Origin of the sequence: Microbispora sp. CA-102843 (assembly GCF_050936215.1) — a bacterium.
GTDB lineage: Bacteria > Actinomycetota > Actinomycetes > Streptosporangiales > Streptosporangiaceae > Microbispora.
In genome coordinates this window covers 6059331-6074073 of the sequence record NZ_JBNJNF010000001.1, presented here as the reverse complement: position 1 = coordinate 6074073, position 14743 = coordinate 6059331, and the positions used below count along the sequence as shown (strand labels likewise).

General features: G+C 68.9%; 15 protein-coding genes. 2 read left to right on the top strand and 13 right to left on the bottom strand.

The window, feature by feature from the left end:
• Window positions 1-92 precede the first annotated feature (92 nt).
• Window positions 93-1034 carry an NAD(P)/FAD-dependent oxidoreductase gene (locus ACQEVJ_RS28130; protein ID WP_433106109.1) on the bottom strand — a complete coding sequence of 314 codons (942 nt, stop codon included), beginning with the start codon at window positions 1032-1034 and terminating at the stop codon, window positions 93-95.
• Between the two features lie 206 nt (window positions 1035-1240).
• Between ACQEVJ_RS28130 and ACQEVJ_RS28125 the strand changes: the two genes are divergently transcribed.
• Window positions 1241-1975: a class I SAM-dependent methyltransferase gene (locus tag ACQEVJ_RS28125; RefSeq protein WP_433106107.1), complete on the top strand. Its 735-nt coding sequence runs from the start codon at window positions 1241-1243 to the stop codon at window positions 1973-1975.
• Window positions 1976-2133: 158 nt separating this feature from the next.
• On the opposite strand, the gene ACQEVJ_RS28120 is transcribed toward ACQEVJ_RS28125, so the two are convergent.
• Window positions 2134-2592 carry a GTP-binding protein gene (locus tag ACQEVJ_RS28120; protein ID WP_433113017.1) on the bottom strand — a complete coding sequence of 153 codons (459 nt, stop codon included), beginning with the start codon at window positions 2590-2592 and terminating at the stop codon, window positions 2134-2136.
• A 9-nt stretch (window positions 2593-2601) separates the two neighbouring features.
• Entirely contained in the window at window positions 2602-3192 is a 591-nt protein-coding gene (locus ACQEVJ_RS28115; protein WP_433106105.1) for a hypothetical protein, read from the bottom strand.
• Here ACQEVJ_RS28115 and ACQEVJ_RS28110 point away from each other — a divergent pair.
• Window positions 3185-3475: a hypothetical protein gene (locus ACQEVJ_RS28110; RefSeq protein ID WP_433106103.1), complete on the top strand. Its 291-nt coding sequence runs from the start codon at window positions 3185-3187 to the stop codon at window positions 3473-3475. The two genes, ACQEVJ_RS28115 and ACQEVJ_RS28110, sit on opposite strands and share 8 nt — an antisense overlap.
• Window positions 3476-3534: 59 nt before the next feature.
• Here ACQEVJ_RS28110 and ACQEVJ_RS28105 read toward each other — a convergent pair whose 3' ends face one another.
• From ACQEVJ_RS28105 to ACQEVJ_RS28060, 10 genes are all read right to left on the bottom strand, one after another.
• The gene (locus ACQEVJ_RS28105; protein ID WP_433106101.1) at window positions 3535-4329 is read right to left on the bottom strand and encodes a FadR/GntR family transcriptional regulator; all 795 of its coding nucleotides are present in this window, start codon (window positions 4327-4329) and stop codon (window positions 3535-3537) included.
• 184 nt (window positions 4330-4513) lie between these two features.
• Complete coding sequence (locus ACQEVJ_RS28100) at window positions 4514-5530, bottom strand: aldo/keto reductase (protein ID WP_433106099.1); 1017 nt, start codon at window positions 5528-5530, stop codon at window positions 4514-4516.
• Complete coding sequence (locus ACQEVJ_RS28095; RefSeq protein ID WP_433106097.1) at window positions 5527-5715, bottom strand: hypothetical protein; 189 nt, start codon at window positions 5713-5715, stop codon at window positions 5527-5529. The genes ACQEVJ_RS28100 and ACQEVJ_RS28095 overlap by 4 nt, the downstream gene beginning before the upstream one ends.
• Window positions 5712-6056, bottom strand: coding sequence for an L-rhamnose mutarotase (locus tag ACQEVJ_RS28090; protein ID WP_433106095.1), 345 nt, complete (start codon window positions 6054-6056; stop codon window positions 5712-5714). Before ACQEVJ_RS28090 ends, ACQEVJ_RS28095 begins: the two co-directional genes overlap by 4 nt.
• Entirely contained in the window at window positions 6053-7240 is a 1188-nt protein-coding gene (locus tag ACQEVJ_RS28085) for a mandelate racemase/muconate lactonizing enzyme family protein (RefSeq protein WP_433106093.1), read from the bottom strand. The genes ACQEVJ_RS28090 and ACQEVJ_RS28085 overlap by 4 nt, the downstream gene beginning before the upstream one ends.
• A 28-nt stretch (window positions 7241-7268) precedes the next feature.
• Window positions 7269-8180: a carbohydrate ABC transporter permease gene (locus ACQEVJ_RS28080; RefSeq protein ID WP_433106091.1), complete on the bottom strand. Its 912-nt coding sequence runs from the start codon at window positions 8178-8180 to the stop codon at window positions 7269-7271.
• Window positions 8181-8184: 4 nt separating this feature from the next.
• Window positions 8185-9120: a carbohydrate ABC transporter permease gene (locus ACQEVJ_RS28075; RefSeq protein WP_433106089.1), complete on the bottom strand. Its 936-nt coding sequence runs from the start codon at window positions 9118-9120 to the stop codon at window positions 8185-8187.
• A gap of 1 nt (window position 9121) precedes the next feature.
• On the bottom strand, window positions 9122-10489 hold the full coding sequence (locus ACQEVJ_RS28070) for an ABC transporter substrate-binding protein (RefSeq protein WP_433106087.1): 1368 nt from the start codon (window positions 10487-10489) through the stop codon (window positions 9122-9124).
• 651 nt (window positions 10490-11140) lie between these two features.
• Window positions 11141-11719: a hypothetical protein gene (locus ACQEVJ_RS28065; RefSeq protein WP_433106085.1), complete on the bottom strand. Its 579-nt coding sequence runs from the start codon at window positions 11717-11719 to the stop codon at window positions 11141-11143.
• A gap of 219 nt (window positions 11720-11938) precedes the next feature.
• Window positions 11939-14368, bottom strand: coding sequence for a lectin (locus tag ACQEVJ_RS28060; RefSeq protein ID WP_433106083.1), 2430 nt, complete (start codon window positions 14366-14368; stop codon window positions 11939-11941).
• Window positions 14369-14743: the final 375 nt, after the last annotated feature.

Here is a 14743-nt window from a genome sequence, read left to right as displayed (position 1 = left end):
GGCGGTCGCTCTCCCGGTCTCCTGTTCGCCACCTTGACGAGCAGGAGACCGGGCTCGCGCCGGCGCGTCGTCGCCTACCGCACCGCCAGAGGTCAGGGCTGCGCCGGCGGGGTGAGGCCGGCGTCAGCGCGGAACAGCTCCTGGTCCACCCATATCGCGGCGCGCGCGCCGTCGGCCGCGCCCGTCACCACGAACGTCAAGGCATCCGGGAGGACTGCCAGGCGGGCCATGTCACCCGCCGCGTAGACGCCGGGCACCGAGGTCTGCTGGAACTCGTTGACGCGTACGCACCCGTCGGGAAGCAGCTCGCACCCCAGTCGTTCGGCCAGGTCGGCGTGCTGACGGATGCGCGTCCGGTGGAACATCGCCCCGCGCGGGAGCGGCTCCCCGGCGGCGAAGACGACTTCCAGGGAGCCGAGCTCACCGCGTACCTCCGCGACCGGCTCCTCCCGCAGCCCCACGCCGGCCTTCTCCAGGCGGTCCCGGTGCTCCTGCGGCAGCTCCTCCCCGTTGGTGCACAGCGTCACGTCCTGAGAGAAGCGGTCGGCCACGTACAGGGCGAGCATCACGCTCGGGAAGTCCGCCCCCAGAACGGCGAGCGGCCGATCCCGGGTCTCGTAGCCGTGGCAGAAGGGGCAGTGGAAAACGCTGCGGCCGAACCGCTCCGCCAATCCGGGGACGTCCGCGAGGACATCGGTCTGGCCCGTGGCAAGGATCAACTTGCGAGCACGTTCCCGGGAACCGTCCGCCAGGACCACCTCGAACCCCCCGGCGAAGGGCCGCGCGTCGACGACCTCGGCCGACCGCACCTCGACCGTCGGGTAGACACGCAGATCCGCCCTCGCGACCTCCCTGAGGGCGGCCGGGCCGAAGCCGTCACGGCTCAGCAGCATGTGCGTCTCCTGCGCCGGCGCGTTGCGCGGCCGGCCGCTGTCGAGCAGGAGCACGCGGCGCCGCTGCCTCCCGGACACCAGGGCGGCGTTCAACCCCGCCGGCCCTCCACCGACAACTACAACGTCGAGCAGCGCGTCCATGCGCTCACGTCCTTCCGAAGGGGAGTAAAGTGCGATCCAAGAGACAACGATAATCATTTTCGTTCCACCGATGCCAGCGATCTACCGGGATCCCTGGTGCCCCGCCGCCTCTTCGCCTTCACCGGACGATCGCTCGGTATTTCTCGGACGCAATCAGACGGCCACATTGCGCTTCTCCAGCCCGCACGAGCCCCCTGGAGGGAACGATGACCGATTCCTACGCCTGCACGGCCGAGTACTACCAGCTGATGTCGGAGCCCTACTGGGACGTGCTGCGGCCCGTACTGGCCGACGCGCTGGCCGAGGTGGACCCGGCGACCGGTCCCGTCGTCGATGTCGGGGCAGGAACCGGACTGTCGACGCTCGTCGCCGCGCACACCCTCCCACAGGCGCGAATCGTCGCGGTGGAACCGTCCCCGTCCATGCGTACCGTGCTGCTGACGCGTGTCGCCGCTGACGCTGACCTGCGCCGGCGGGTCACCGTGCTTCCCCTGCCGCTCTCGGAGGCGGCCCTGCCCGAGAGGGTGTGCGCCGTCATCGCCATCGGCGTCCTGCATCACTTCGACGCCGCGGGGCGACGCGAGTTCATGAAGGTGCTCGCTGACCGTCTCGCCCCACGGGCTCTCGCCGTGGTCGAGGTTCAGGACCCGCCTGAGGTCTGCACCGTGCCGTCGCAGCGCTACCACATGACCACGGTCGGGGACGTGACCTACGAGGGCTGGATGAGCGCCCGGCCGAAGGACCAGACCGCGATGGAATGGACCATGACCTACCGCGCCGTTCGCGACGGAGAGACCCTGGACGATCGCAGTGTGCGTTTCACGATGTTCCCAGTGAGCCCGGCAACCGTGGTCTCGGAAGCGACGGCTGCAGGGCTCGCGGCCCGGGAACTCGGGCATGGGCTTGTGGAACTGCGACAGCCGGACGCGGCGGCAGGCTGATCGGAACGTACGTCCGGAGATGTGTCTTCGCCGGCACGGTGTCGGCCCCCGGGGCGGAATCATGCCGACGTCCCCGCCGGCCTGCTCCTTCTGCCGGCTCGATCCGCGGCCGCAGCACACTGTGGTCCTACGGCCGCGGATTCGAACGGGCCGATGGTCTACCGGTCAGAGGACGTCGCCGAGCGCCGGCCGATGGCGAAGGGATCGTCGTAGCCGACCCACACGTCGGAGCCCGCCAGGGCCTCCTCCTCGGTGAGCAGGCAGGAGTCGAGCAGAGCGTGGAGGCGCTCTCGGTCGAGGTCGGGCCCGGTGAACACCAGGTGCTGAACACGGTCGCCGGTGATGTGGTCCCAGTCGAGGTCGGCGGCCTTGCGGCGGGCGGGAGAGACCATGTCCCAGGCGGCCTCCGGTAGCGCGACCAGCCAGGGCCCGGCGTCCTCGACCGACACGACGCCGGCGACCGCGTCCCAGGCGAGCAACTGATCGGGCCGGCTGGCCGGCCAGAACCGCCCGCGGGAGCGCACCGATTGAGTGACCAGCTCGTCCACGGCCTCGAACAGGCGGGCAGGGTGCAGCGGGTGCAGCGGGCGCAGCCGGCGCCAGACGACCGTGGTGATCTAGTCGGTCTACGCGTCGCAGGGAAGCAGGGCGGTGGCGGGGTCGACGCGTTCGGCCAGTTCCCGCGAGCACAGCCGGGCGCCGGTCACGCCCGGCAGCGACTCGGCGAAGACCGGGGTGCAGGGCGCGAGGTGGGCGAGCACGGCGCGGGAGAGCTCCCCGTCCTCTTCATCGCCGCCGTGCAAGGTCAGGGCGGTTGCGTACTCGATCTGCCGGGTCAGGACTTCGGCGAGATAGCGCTGGTCGCCGGCCGCGGCCGGCTGACCGGTCTCGCTGAGGCGGTCGCCGCGGGTGATGTCGACGGGCATGTGCTCGGCGTGCAGCGTGGTCAGCACGCAGGTCAGCCGCAGGATGTCGTGGGCCTCCTCGCAATCGAGAGCCTCGGCGACCGAGCGTGGCTCGACCGAGTCCCAGAGGTCGACCACGAGCAGCGACACGGTGGCGGCGTCGCGCACCACGCGCTGCACCCGGCCGGCGGGCACCTCCCGCAGGTCGTGGTGGACGGCGGGAGAACCGGGGTGGTCGCGCAGGAGGCGATCGACGACGGCCGTGCGAGCAGAGGCGTGCAGGCCCGCGACCAGGACGACGGGGGTGGACATGGAGGCCTCCGGGCCGAGCCGGAGGCTCCGGCACTCGATCGGCGGACTGGAGCCGGGCACCACGTTTCTCGTCGAGATAATGGACTGGGAGCAGGGGAACGCCGCCGAGGCCTGGCATCGGCTCGGGTCCCCCCTCAACCCGTCCCGGGCCGAGAGCGAGTACCTGAGCAGGGTCGCCGACTCGCTCGTCAGGTTCACGCTGACCGTGCCCGACACCGGTGTGCTCGACCTCGACGTCGAACTCGCGCCGTGGGCGGTGATGTCGGTGACGCAGTCGGCATGACGCACGGCGGCCTTCGCCGCTGCCGACGGCGGCCACCGTCGTCCCCGGCGACCGCCCTCTCAGGAGCCGGCTTCCTGGCCCATGGCTCCGTGTACGCGGGGGCGGCGCCTGGCCCATGAGCCCACTATGTGGACGCGCATCGCGGCCGCGGCGCCCTGAGCGTCGCCCTGAAGGATCATCGACTCGATCTGCCGGTGCTCGGCGAGTGACTGGACGAGTTCCTCCCTGTTCGGGTCGCCGTTGTACTGGCTCGACAGCCGCGCCTTGGCGTGGATGCCGTGGATGATCGCGTGACCGAGGCGATTGCCGGAGGCAAGCATGATCATTTCGTGGAAGGCGACGTCCTCCCTGCCGTAGCGCTCCGGGTCGTGCAGGCTCTCCGCGAGGACGTTCGCCTGCTTGCTCAGCGCCTCGGCCTGAGCCGGTGTTATCACGCGCGCGCACTGCGCCGCCATGTCGCACTCGAGTGCCGCCCGGACGTTGACGAGGTCGTCGAGGATGGACAGGTCGCTGTCGTGCCGGATCTGCGCCTCGAGGACGAGGGGGTCCAGCAGGTTCCAGCCGATGGGCTCGAGGACCCGCGTTCCCCGGCCCGGAGTAGCCTTGACCAGGCCCTTCGCTTCCAGGAGCTTGATCGACTCGCGCACCACGGTGCGTGAGACGCCGAACTCCTGGCACAGCTCGGGCTCGGTCGGGAGTACGGTGTCGACGGGATAGGCCCCCGACACGATGCGGTCGACCAGATAGGTGACAACGGTATCGCCGAGGCGACGGGGGCGCCGGTAGCTGGGCGGCTCCAGCGCGTCACGGGAGGTGCTCCCGGTAGGACCGGGTTGAGAGAACGCGGCAGTCACTGGGCCTCCAGGAGGATCATCACAACCCGAGTATATCTCGCCTGCGCATACGTAATTCATATGATGTAAGGCCGTGTGCCTCCGTGCCGGTCCCATGCGGGAATTCTCCGGCGATCCAGCCGGCGCGATTAGGCCGAGGGCGCCTCCTTCAGACGGGGACGACGGCGCCGTGGGCCCGCACGGTTCAGCGGCCAGGGCGTCGGTGTTCGTGCGTCCGCACGGCCCCGGCCGGGATCAGTCCTTCGGCGATCAGGTCGTTCCAGAGCCCGTCGGGGATGTCGGTCTCGAACCGCCGGAGGTTCTCGTCCACCTCTCGTGGCGAGCGCATACCGACGGCGATCGCGGAGACCGCGGGGTGCAGCAACGGAAAGGCCAGCGCGGCCGCGGGGAGTTCGATGCCGTGATCCTCGCAGATCGACGCGATGCGCTCGGCGCGCCCGGCCACGTCGCCGTCGGGGGCACGGTACTCGTACGTCGAGCCCGGTGCGGGCCGGGCGGTGGAGAGCAGACCGGTGGCGAAGACACCGACGGCGACCACGGCGACACCGAAGCGATGGGCCGGCGCGAGCACCGAGTCGAGTGCGCTGTGGTCGAGCAGCGAGTAGCGGTTGGCCAGCATGATCATGTCGACCAGCCCTTCCTCGACGATCGCGGCGAGCCCGGCGGTGGAGTTGGTCCCGATGCCGATGGCCTTCACGACACCGGCGGCCTTCAGCCGCGCCAAGGACGCGAGCCCCTCCCGGGCCGCGCTCTTCCACGCCTGGTCGGGGTCGTGCAGGTACAGGATGTCGACCGACTCGAGTCCGAGGCGCGTCAGGCTCTCCCGGAGCGAGCGTTCGACACCCGTCGCCGAGAAGTCCCACCGCCGTGTGAGGTCGCCGGGGACGGCGAACCCGTCGTCGTCCCATTCCCGAGGCCGGGGGTTGGGCACGATCAGGCGACCGACCTTGGTGGACAGGACGAACTCATCGCGCGGGCGGCGGCGCAACTCGGCTCCGATGCGGCGTTCTGAGAGCCCGAGACCGTAGTGCGGCGCGGTGTCGAAGTAGCGGATGCCGCGATCCCACGCGCGGCGCACCGTCCGGGCGGCCTCGTCGTCGGTCATGGGACGGGCGAAGTTGCCGAGCTGCGATCCGCCGAGGCCGATGACACCGTGCCTCGACCGGCCCCGTTTCAGCAGATTCGCGACCTGCGCGGTCATGCGCCGAGCCGATAGTGGGCCGACGCGGTGCCGGACATGATCGTCTGGCGCGCCGCCGGGCTCAGCTCGCCGATCAGCTCATCCACCGCGCCTCGCCACTCGACCGGGCCGGCCCCCAGCTCGGCGAGCGGCCAGTCGCCGGCCCGGTTCCGGAGATGCGCGTGCGCGTCGACGGAACGGATCATGACAGGTGCCAGATCTCGTCGATCGGCTGCCACAGAGCTCCGGGATCCCGTTCCTCGGCGATGCGTACCTGGCACGGGTCGGTGTGCGACCACCACTCGCGTGTCACCGGGTCCTCGGCGATGCGGGCCATGTCGGCGGCGTGATCGTCGCCGACGTACTCGTAGTAGGCGAACAGCGTGTCGCCGAAGATGAAGATCGAGTAATTCGTGACGTTCGCGTCGCGCAAGGTCTGCTCGACCTGCGGCCAGACGTCGCGATGCAGTTCGAGGTACTCCTCCCGGCGCTCCGGCCGGACGCCGACGACGAGGGCGTGACGCTCGATGCGGTGCCGCGCGCTCATGATCCCACCCGCTCTCCCGAGGGCACGCCGATGCGGTCGTCCCGATGAGAATCCGGGACGAGGCGCAGGCCCGCCCGTTTGGGGCGGACATGAGGCCCGTCGATCGCGGCCGGCGGGTCGGCGGCTCGCACGGCGTTGATGTGATCCTCGTCCACCCGGATGCCGAGGCCCGGCTCATTGCCGAGGACGATCCCGCCGTCCTCGAATTCCTGGTCGACGTCGAGTCCGATGGGAGCCGAGAGGTCCTGGACCTCGAAGGCCAGGTGGTTCGGCACGGCCACGGCGGCGTGCGCGACCGGGTTGGCGTGGTACGCCACCGGGCTCACGGGCAGGTCGCGGCTGTGCGCCACCGCGGCCACCCGCAGGAAGTGCGTGATGCCCCACACGTTGCCCACCTGGACGATGTCGACGGCGTCGGCGTCCAGGAGTGGCCGGTACTGCTCGAGACCGGTGAGGTTCTCTCCGGTCGCCACGCCGGCGCGGATGCCCCGCCGGACCGAGGCCAGCCCGGCCGCGTCCCATCTCCGCACCGGCTCCTCGATCCAGGTGAGCTCCACCGACCGCTCCAGTGCCGCGATGTAGCGCACGGCCTGCGAGCGGTTCCACGACTCGTTGGCGTCGAACATGAGGGCGGGGTCGGCCGAGTTGCGCCCGAGGACGTCCCGCAGCGCCTTCAGCCGGCGCAGGTCGTGCTCGAGACTCCGGCCGCCTTTGAGCTTCGCGGCGCTGAAGCCCCGCTCCGCGAAGCGCTCATAAAGGCGTACGAGGGCGTCGTCGTCGAGTGCGATGTCCAGCCCGGAGGCGTAGCCGGGAACGAACCGGTCACGTCCGCCGAGGGTGCGCCAGAGCGGCTCGCCGGCCGCCTTCGCCTTGAGGTCCCAGAGTGCCATGTCGATCGCACCGATCGCGCCGAACGTCGCGCCGGAGTGGCCGGTCTTGAAGACCCGGTCGAGCATCCGGTCGTAGAGCGAGGAGACGGCCCGCGGATCCTCGCCCTCGACGGCGCCGAAGACGCGCTCGATGTCGCCGTGCGCCCCGAGCCCGACCCCCTCGACACCGCTGTCGGTCTCGAGGATCAGCACGTGCACATCGGTGCGCGGCTCGGGCATGACGCCGTTGGCGTCGCCGATCAGCCGGCCCCAGTCGTGCGCAGTCGTCAGGCTGCGATAGCCGGTGACCTTCACGGTTGCTCCTTTGTGACGGAAATTCGACTCACTCCTTGGTGCCTCCGGCCGTCATGCCCGCGACCAGGAAGCGCTGTGCGAAAAGGAAGACGATCAGCACCGGCAACACCGAGACGACGGTCGCGAGCGCGAGCGTGGGCAGCTGCACGGACTGGGCGCCGGCAGAGCTCGGGTTGAACGCCGGGGTCGAGGCGAGCAGGGAGGTCAGGCCGACCTGGATCGGGTACCCCTCGCTCGACGGCAGCATCACGAAGGGCAGGAAGAAGTTGTTCCAGTTCTGGACGAAGCTGAAGAACGCGACCAGGGCGACGATCGGCGCGGCCAGTGGCAGCGCGACCCTCGTGAACACCTGGAACTCGCCGCATCCGTCCAGGCGCGCCGCCGCGAGCAGGTCACGCGGGACGCTGGTGGAGAAGTAGATGTAGGTGAGGTACACGCCGAAGGGGAAGAACGACATCGGCAGGATCACCGACAGCGGGCTGCCGATCAGCCCCACCACGTTCAGCTCGAGGAAGATCGGCAGCACCAGAGCGGTGTTCGGGATCAGCATGACGATCAGCGTCAGCACCAGGAGCAGCCGCCGGAACCGGAACTCCGTCAAGGCCATCGCGTAGCCCGCCGGGATGCTCGCGATGAGCGTGATGACGAGCGCGCCCAGGGCGTACAGCGCCGAGTTGCCCACCCACGCGGTCACCGCGCCGTCCTGGAAACCGAACAGTTGCTCCCAGTTGGCGGCCAGGTCGGAGATGCCGCCGGGCCGGAACGGGTTCTCGACGATGAGCCCGTGTGCCGACTTCGTCGTCGCCAGGAGCAGCCACACGATCGGGATGACGAAGAACAGCACGAAGATCGCAACCACGACCGCGACGATCGTCCGTCCGCTCCAGCCGCTCACGCTGCTCCGTCGCCCCGCGGGGTGACCGACGTCGACTGTCGTCATGGCCTCAGTCCCTCTCGAACAGGCCGCCGCGCGTCACGAACACAAACGACAGCGCGAGGGCGATGACGAGCAGCAGCAGGGAGATGGCCGCCGCTCCGTTGAAGTCGTTCTGCTGGAACGCGTACTGGTAGGCGAGCTGGTTGAGCGAGTAGTCGTTGGGCACGACGGCGTTGCTGGCCTGCGAGAGCAGCTGTGGCTCGACGAACAGCTGCGTGCCGGCGGCGAGCGACATGATCCCCATGTACGAGATCCACTTGCGCAGCAGCGGCAACTGGATCCGCCAGGCGATCTGCACGGCGCCGGCGCCGTCGATGCGCGCGGCCTCGATCACGTCGGCGCTGATGTTGTTGAGCGCGCCGTACATGATGACGATCCAGCCGCCCGCGCCGGTCCAGAACGCGATGATGGCGAAGACCGGGGGGAGGTTCGCCGGCACGATGACCTGCACGAAGCTGGAGAATCCCAGCAGACGCAGCAGGCCGCTGACCGGGCTGGCGGTCGGGTCGAGCACGAACAGCCACAGCAGCACGCTCGACGCGCCCGCCAGGGCGCCAGGCAGGTAGAAGACGAGCCGGAGCGTCCGGCTCAGCCACCGCACCCGGACCGCGTGCACGACGACGGCCAGGAACGAGACCAGCACCACCAGGGCCACCAGCCAGATCACCAGGTAGAGCGCGACGTGCGCGACGGCGGGCAGGAAGCGGAAGTCGCTCACGACCTTGGTGAAGTTGGCGATCCCCGCGAAGCCGCCCTCGTCGTCGGTGAACGCGAGGAAAACGGCGTAGAGGGCGGGCAGGACCCCGAACGCGACCACCAGCAGCGCATAGGGGGCGATGAAGCCGTAGCTCATCGCGCTCCGCTCGCCGGCGTCGCTCCTTTCGCCCGGCCCTCCGTGCGGTGTCGCCGTGGCCGCCGGGGCGGCCTCATCCGCGACTGTCATGTCACTTGACCGTGTAGCCGTTGACCTGGGCCTGGTTCTTGATCGCGGTCTCCCACTCGGGAAGGAGATCGGCCAGGTTCTTGCCGCCGGCGATCGCCGGGGTGATCGTCTTGGCCCAGATCGCCTCCTGGCTGAAGACGCCGGAGCCCCACCCGCTCCAGATCTGCGACCCGGCCTTGAGCAATGCCTGCAGGTCGGTCGCGTAGTAGCCGCTCGACTCCTGCTTCTTGAGCCACTTCTCCGCGGCCGGCGCGTAGGCCGGGTAACCGGGAGCGACGTTCACCTGGTAGTCGTCGGCCGTCGTGACGAACTCGACGAACTTCTCGGCCGCCTTGAGGTTCTTCGAATGGCTGCTGACGAACCAGGTGCCGCCGCCGACGTTGCCGGTCGCGGCGCTGTCGCCCTGCCATGCCAGCGGCGCCGCGACACCGAGCTGACCCGCGGGGACGTTGAGCGACTGCGGGTTGTTGAAGATGGCGCCCGCGTACCACGCCGGGCCGGGCATCAGGAGCACCTTTCCGGAGTACTTCTTCACGAACTCGGGCGTGAACACGCTGAGGTTGGGCGCGGTGCCGTTCTTGATCAGAACGTCGAGCATCGACGCGACGCGCTTGCACTCCGTGCTGCCGGTGGCGACCGTCACCGACTTCGGACCGGTGATGCCGTTCGCCTGGCACTTGCCGCTCCAGAAGTAGATCTCCGGGGCGAACGAGTCTCCGACGGCGCCCACGATGTAGCCGGGGTGCTCCTTGGCCACCTTCTCGCCGAGCGCCTGATACTCCTCCCACGTCGTGGGCAGGGCATAGCCGAACTTGTCGAGCAGGCTCTTGTTGTACCAGAGCACCACCTGGGCGAGGTCGTTGCGCAGGCAGTAGACCTTGCCCTCGACGGTGCACGGGTCCAGCGAACCCTGGGTGAAGGCGTCGAGCGTCGTCTTTGGGACGAGCCCGCCGTTGAGCACGGCCGCGAACGCCTGCTTGCCGTTGCTCTTCTGGCTCGCCCACGCCGCGTCGTTGTTCTGCGTCGAGAACACGACGTCGGGCCAGCCGCTGCCGGCCCGATCGAAGAGCTGCACCTTCGTCCGGAACGAGTTGGAGCCGTTCGCCGAGCCGTCGTACGTGACCACGTTGATCTTGACGTCCGGATTGGCCTTCTTGAAGGCGTCGGCCGCGCTCGCCCGGTCGGAGTCCACCCACACCGTGATGGGGGCCTTGTCGTCCTGAGTGACCTGCGGAAAGCCGTAGGAACCAACTGAGGTGCCGCCACCGCCGCCGCAACCGGCAAGCGTCAGGACGATGGCCGATGCCCCGGCACCGCTGATCGTGCGCGTCCATGGGCCCGGGCGTCCGGCTCGTCTGAAACGGAACATTTTCGAGTCCTTTTGTCCTGTCTCCCACATCAGGGGGCGAGAGATAGTGATAAAAGTAACGGCATACGTATTATGAGCACAAGGGTCGCCGCGGTGTGGTCGAAGGAGAGTGAGGACGCCCATGAAGGGTGCTGCGTATGTGGGCGGGGGGCGCCTGGAGACCGTCTCGATGGACGTCGGGCCACCCGGTTCCGGTGAACTTCAGATCGCCGTCGCGTACTGCGGGTTGTGCGGAACCGATCTCCACATCGTGCACGGAGCCATGGATGGCCGGGTACGGACGCCCCTCGCCGACGCACGCGCCATCGCCTGTGGCGCGGCAGTGTGCGTAGCGGCGTGCCCGGCGTGCCCTGATTGTGATCATCGCCGCCCGGCGAGACGACGATCGTGGTCCGGCCGGGATGCGGCGGCACGGCGAGCGCCGTGCCTGGCGCCGGCCACGACGACGCCGGCGGCTACGAGGGAGATCCTTCCCACGAGGGATGCCAAATGGCCCTGTCTCACTTGTCCCCGGTTCCCGTATGATAATATATAATACGTATGACGGACACTCCGGAAAGAGTGTCCGTCAAGAGGACCAGTGCCGCTTCAGCGCTGCGGAGGTGCTGGAGCTTGCCCGGGGCGCCGGGCGGGAGGTCCGCAGGTGATCGGTCAGGTGCGGGTCCATTTCTGGTCGGTGCCGCCGTGGCAGGTCCAGATCTCTACCTTGCTGCCGTAGGCGGTGCCGGCGCCGGACACGTCGAGGCGAGTGTCCGCCCACCGCCAGCCGGCCGCGGTCGACCCGGTCACGCACCGGGCTGCTGTTGACCAGGTAGTCCAGGGCGGCGAGCAACTGGGTGGCCCGGGCGGCGGCGTAGTCGTCAGGGTGTTGGTCTCGATCCCGATCACGACGAAGCCGAATGAGGCGAGTCTCGGGCCCTGCCAGGCGTAGTAGCTCCAGGCGGTGCCGAAGCCGGGGGCGATCGCGATGGCGCCGAAGGTGCCCTGGCTGGTGTCCGTCGGGTAGTAGATGACCCCGCCGCCGAATCCGTTGCCCCTGGGCACGGTCACCTGGGCGGTGGTGAAAGGACCGCGGTCCGCGGCGATGCTCGCCGCGGTGGGGGAGGGCCCGCGCTCGTAGGGGTTGTCCGCGGCGGATGCGGCGGACGGTCCTGCCACCAGTCCGGCGATCACCAGGAGGACGGCCACGATCCCGGCGAGGATTCCGGCCCGCGGGCGTCGCGGTCTCATGAGGTGCGCGTGCAAGGGCTCGGCGTGGAGCCGTCGGCAAGACTTCCTGTGAGTGCACTGCCTGCTCCTCCGGATGGGGATTCGTGGCGGGGGACTGGCCGGCCTCTCGGTGGCGTCCGAGGGTGGCGGGCGCCGGGCGCGCCGGTGGGGCGGAAGCGTCACGTGCGGCCTTGGCCGGGGCGACGGATCACCCCGGCGAAGGCGCGTGCCCGGATGGTGTCAGGCTCGGGTCCACTTCTGGTTGTTCTGGCCGTTGCAGGTCCAGATGATGACCTTGCTGCCGTTGGCGGTGCCGCTGTTGTACACGTCGAGGCACTTGTTCGCACCCACGGCGGTGATGCTCCCGTCGGAGTTGAGGCGCCACTTCTGGTTGTTCTGACCGTTGCAGTCCCAGATGATCACTGCGGTGCCGTCGGCCGTGCCGGCGCCGTTGACGTCGAGGCACTTGCCGCCGTAGACCCGCAGCTCGCCCGAGTCGGTGGAGGTCCACTGCTGGTTGTTCTGGCCGTTGCAGTCCCAGATCTGCACCTGCGTGCCGTTGGTCTGCGACACACCGGTGACGTCGAGGCACCGCCCGGACCCCACACCCTTGAGCGCGCTCGTGCTCCCCGACGACGACGGCGACGGGGAGGGTGTCGACGTGCCGTTCCGGGGCCCGGCGGAGGCCATCACGGACTGGGCGCCCGAGGGCCACTGCCCGTTGGTGACGGTCACGTTGTTGTTGACGACGTTGCCGCGGTCGCCGTTGGTGATGTTGGTGCTGCCGTTGGTCGACCAGTTGCCCGTGACGGTGAAGTTGCCCATGTTCTCACCGCCCCAGTAGTTGGCGGTGGCCCAGGTGCCGGTGTTCGAGAAGACGTTGTTCCTGACGGTGTAGTACTTGGAGCCCTCGTCGAAGTAGAGCCCGAACCAGCCGTTGGTCCGCAGGCAGTAGTTGTCGCTGATCACGGCGTTCGGGTTCCACGACAGCGTGTAGATGCATCCGCCGTCGGTCATCTGCTGCATGACGTCGTGCACGTAGTTGCCGACGAGCTTGTTGCCCGACGCCGTGGTGGGCGTGGTGTACCGCGGCTGGTAGTTGTACAGACCCCGGTTGGCGTACTGGGTGCTGCCGCCGGGCTCGTTGGCGCCCCACCCGTAGCCGATCGACATGCCGGTGTAGGGCATGTTGTAGACCTCGTTGTGGGACACGTCGGTGGTGGTGACGTAGGTGGTCAGGACCGAGACGATGCCCCGGTAGTCCAGCCCGAGGTCGTGGATGCGGTTGTCGCTGATGGTGATGTTGCGGTTGACCATCCGCTGGTCACTGGGGTGGTGGGCGTCGGCGCGCACGCCGCCGACCACGATGCCACCGGCCGAGCTGCGGGCGATCTCGGACCGGGTGACCGTGATGTCGCTCGCGCCCAGGCCGACACCGCTGGCGTGCGCGTTGGCGTCGTTGCCGATGCCCACGGCGGTCTGGCCCAGGTTGACGAACTGCGAGTCGGTGAAGGTGATGTGGTCGGCCGCCGAGACCTGCACCGCCGCGGGCATCTGGGACCAGTTCGGTCTGGTGGACTCGAACTGCTGGCAGCCCTCCTGGCAGGACGCCGGAAGGTCGCCGGGCCAGTTCGAGTTGCCCGCGATGTAGGAGCCGGTCTGCTGGTCGGCGAAGCCCTGGTTGCTGCTGGGCCCGAGCCAGCTGGTGCCGGTGAAGGTGATGCCGCTGAAGGTGATGTGGTGCGCGGGCGCGTCGTAGGTGCCGCCGACGTCCACCAGGGACTGCAACACCGGCAGCTCCACGCTGACGTTGCTCATGTTCTGCCCGGAGAGGGGGATGTAGGAGAGCACGCCGGTCGCGGGATTGATGTACCACTCACCCGGAGAGTCGAGGAACTCGTAGGCGTTCTCGATGTAGAGCGGACCCGCCCGGTGGGGGCTGGTGAACGTGTCGTACCCGAAGATGTTGTTGCTCCAGCTGGGCTGCTGCATCGTGATGAAGTTGCCGCTGATGCTCTGCACCCGCACGTACCGGTCGGTGAACGAACCGACGCTCTCCAGCTCGACCCGGTTCTGACCGGCCAGGTTGTTCAGGTAGCTCAGCGCGCTGTTGCCGAACCTCAGCCCGGTGCCGGTGGCGGTGAAGTCGGACCGGTTCACCTGCGTACGCGCCCGCGTGGCGAGGGCGCCGTTGACGTAGAGCTGCCGTGTGTCGATCCCGGTGCCGACGTTGGCCTGCCAGATGTTCTTGGCCTGGTTCGCGAGCGTCCAGCCGGTGACCGCCCTGGCGCCGCTGATGACGGGATGCGCCGACGGGGCCGCCTGCCACACGACCCGATATCCGTTGGTGCCGGAGTCGGCGGAGGTCAGCCGTAGCGGCGAGGAGAGGCGGTACACCCCGTCGGCGAGTTGCACGACGATGTCGCCGGACATGGAGCTGTTCTGCGACCGCACCGCCGTCTGCGCGCCGGACAGCGAGCACGGCTGGGCGGACGAACAGGTGCTGCCGGTGCCCGAGGGCGAAACGTAGAGGGTCGTGGTGGCGGCGCGGGCCGCGGTGGCCGATGCGACGACTGCCATCGCCGCGGTCAGCGCCGCGATGACGAGACCAACCAGAAGCGGTCTCAACACCGCGACCGGTGGGGACGGATGCTCAATCCGATCGGTCACGTGCTTCTCCAAGAAGGCGCGGCCTCACGTGGCACCACGAGGGGTCGGGGTGGAGTGAGGCGATGGAAGCCGACGTGGCCGACCACGGTGGGGAGGCATGCGACGCGCCTCCACACACCCGCCGTGTGGTCCAGCCGCAGGGGCCCGGAAGAAGTTCCCTCCGGGTGCTCAGCTACCAATTACGGTGCCGGCACCGAGGCCCGTCAAGACCTTAAGCACACTTATTTTTCATGGTTGGCATGTGAACGTCATGTCATTGTAACGACAAGAACTGTTCTGGCCAGCGGAAATGCATATCGGCATTGCTCCGGTCGGCGGACCGTCTCACGTGAACCGTCAGGATGTTTCGTACTCACGGCGCGATATCCCGGACAG

Bases quoted from the DNA above. Each gene is read 5' to 3' on its own strand.
- ACQEVJ_RS28115 (WP_433106105.1), bottom strand. From the start codon at position 3,192: ATGTCCACCCCCGTCGTCCTGGTCGCGGGCCTGCACGCCTCTGCTCGC.
- ACQEVJ_RS28130 (WP_433106109.1), bottom strand. From the start codon at position 1,034: ATGGACGCGCTGCTCGACGTTGTAGTTGTCGGTGGAGGGCCGGCGGGG.
- ACQEVJ_RS28090 (WP_433106095.1), bottom strand. From the start codon at position 6,056: ATGAGCGCGCGGCACCGCATCGAGCGTCACGCCCTCGTCGTCGGCGTC.
- ACQEVJ_RS28100 (WP_433106099.1), bottom strand. From the start codon at position 5,530: ATGACCGCGCAGGTCGCGAATCTGCTGAAACGGGGCCGGTCGAGGCAC.
- ACQEVJ_RS28095 (WP_433106097.1), bottom strand. From the start codon at position 5,715: ATGATCCGTTCCGTCGACGCGCACGCGCATCTCCGGAACCGGGCCGGC.
- ACQEVJ_RS28070 (WP_433106087.1), bottom strand. From the start codon at position 10,489: ATGTTCCGTTTCAGACGAGCCGGACGCCCGGGCCCATGGACGCGCACG.
- ACQEVJ_RS28065 (WP_433106085.1), bottom strand. From the start codon at position 11,719: ATGAGACCGCGACGCCCGCGGGCCGGAATCCTCGCCGGGATCGTGGCC.
- ACQEVJ_RS28125 (WP_433106107.1), top strand. From the start codon at position 1,241: ATGACCGATTCCTACGCCTGCACGGCCGAGTACTACCAGCTGATGTCG.
- ACQEVJ_RS28075 (WP_433106089.1), bottom strand. From the start codon at position 9,120: ATGACAGTCGCGGATGAGGCCGCCCCGGCGGCCACGGCGACACCGCAC.
- ACQEVJ_RS28080 (WP_433106091.1), bottom strand. From the start codon at position 8,180: ATGACGACAGTCGACGTCGGTCACCCCGCGGGGCGACGGAGCAGCGTG.